The sequence below is a fragment of the Pseudomonas sp. BS-2016 genome (assembly GCF_001806145.1).
GTDB classification, from domain to species: domain Bacteria; phylum Pseudomonadota; class Gammaproteobacteria; order Pseudomonadales; family Pseudomonadaceae; genus Aquipseudomonas; species Aquipseudomonas lundensis.
Genome location: NZ_MLCT01000200.1, coordinates 1 through 2030 on the forward strand (window position 1 = coordinate 1; position 2030 = coordinate 2030).

Sequence of the window (2030 nt, forward strand, 5' to 3'; positions counted from 1 at the left end):
CGCCGATAAGCTTCCAGCGTGTGGGACGACACCTGGCGCTCATTGCGCAGGTGAGCGCAGTAAGCGTCCAGTTGCCGCTCCATGATCAGCGCACCGCGCGCAGGGTGGTGGTGTGGCGTGGCAGGACGCGGCCCAGCACTTCGGCGATATAGGTCAGGAACAACGTGCCCACCGAGCTTTTGTAGTGCGCCGGGTCGCGGCTGGCGATGGCCAGTACCCCGTGCAAGCCTTGATGGCTGAGGGCGATAACGGCCGTAGAGCCGATCTGCTTGCGCTGTTCGGCGCCAAATAGGAAGTCCAGCTCATGCTCGCGCAAGGTGCCGCTGACGGTCTTGCCTTCGGACAGCAGGCCACCGATGGCCGTCTGCGCTTCGCCACCTGTGACCCAGCGCCCCACCGGCATCGGGTTGTCGCTGAACAGGATCAGGCTGACGAAGGGCACCTGGAAATCCTCGCGCAGGCTGTCTTCCACGGCGATCACCGTTTCTTCCAGGCTGGCGGCATCCATCAGGGCCAGAATCAGGCGGCGGGTCTTGTCGAACAAGCGGTCGTTGTCGCGGGCCACGTCCATCAGATGAGAGAGTCGGTGGCGCATTTCAATGTTGCGCTCGCGCAGGATCTTCATTTGCCGCTCCACCAGCGACACGGTATCGCCGCGCTGGTGGGGGATGCGCAGGGCCGGCAGCAGTTCTTCGTGCTCGACGAAGAAGTCCGGGTTAGCCTCAAGGTACGCCGCGACAGCAGCGGCCTCCAGGCTTTCACTCGGGGTAGCGTGTGCGGGTACTTGAGGCTTATCGGTCATTAGCTTGGCTCACTCATAGACGGACCTGTCCTTCGTATACACGCGTGGCTGGCCCGGTCATCATCACCGGGTGGCCAGGGCCTGCCCATTCGATGGACAAACGTCCGCCGGGCAGGTCGATCAACAGTGGCGAATCCATCCACCCCTGGCTGATCGCGGCCACGGCAGCGGCGCAAGCACCGGTGCCGCAAGCCTGGGTTTCGCCGGCGCCGCGTTCCCATACGCGCAATTGCGCACGGTTACGGTCGATCACCTGCAGGAAGCCCACATTGACCCGTGCCGGAAAGCGCGGGTGATGTTCGATCTTCGGCCCCAGTTCATGCACGGGGGCGTTATTGATGTCGGTGACCCGCAGCACCGCATGGGGGTTGCCCATGGACACGGCGGCGACCTCCACGGTTTTGCCCTCCACATCCAGTGGGTAACTGAGGGCCTGCTCGGTGGCCTGGAACGGAATATCCGCCGGCACCAGGCGTGGGGCGCCCATGTTGACGCTGATCTGGCCATCATTGCGGATGTCCAGTTCGATCACGCCACCCTTGGTTTCGACGCGAATCTGGCGTTTGGCAGTCAGGCGTTTGTCGAGCACAAAGCGCGCAAAGCAGCGCGCGCCGTTGCCACACTGTTCCACTTCGGAACCGTCGGAGTTGAAGATCCGGTAACGGAAATCCACCTCCGGGTTGCTCGGCGCCTCGACCAGCAGCAACTGGTCGAAACCGATCCCGGTGTGGCGATCGCCCCACTGTTTGGCGTGCTTGGGCAGGATGTGCGCGTGCTGGCTGACCAGGTCGAGGACCATGAAATCATTACCCAGCCCGTGCATCTTGGTAAAACGCAGCAGCATGGCTTACTCCGGCAGCAGGCTTTCGCCAGCATACAACTCGGCTACCGTCTCGCGGCGACGCACTTCAAATGCTTGATCACCGTCCACCAGCACCTCGGCGGTGCGCCCGCGGGTGTTGTAGTTGGAACTCATGACAAACCCGTAGGCTCCGGCCGAATGCACGGCCAGCAGATCACCTTCTTCAAGCGCCAACTCACGATCCTTGGCCAGGAAGTCGCCGGTCTCGCAGATGGGCCCGACGATGTCATAGGCGCGGGCGTCGCTTGCGCGCGGCGTCACGGCGGTGACATCCATCCAGGCCTGGTACAGGGCCGGGCGGATCAGGTCGTTCATCGCCGCATCGACGATGGCAAAATCCTTGTGCTCGGTGTGCTTGAGGTACTC

3 protein-coding genes and 1 pseudogene are annotated in these 2030 nt (G+C 63.1%); all 4 read right to left on the minus strand.

The annotated features are described in order from the left end of the window. The coding region (locus tag BKD70_RS25165; protein ID WP_175441038.1) for a site-specific integrase at positions 1-83 on the minus strand (83 nt) is incomplete at its 3' end. A gap of 2 nt (positions 84-85) precedes the next feature. After that, positions 86-802, minus strand: a complete 717-nt coding sequence (locus BKD70_RS23755) for a DUF484 family protein (protein WP_054896015.1) — start codon at positions 800-802, stop codon at positions 86-88. 13 nt (positions 803-815) lie between these two features. After that, positions 816-1646, minus strand: coding sequence for a diaminopimelate epimerase (gene dapF, locus BKD70_RS23760; RefSeq protein ID WP_034129052.1), 831 nt, complete (start codon positions 1644-1646; stop codon positions 816-818). Positions 1647-1649: 3 nt separating this feature from the next. Beyond that, positions 1650-2030, minus strand: a pseudogene (locus BKD70_RS23765) (diaminopimelate decarboxylase); the annotation flags it as partial.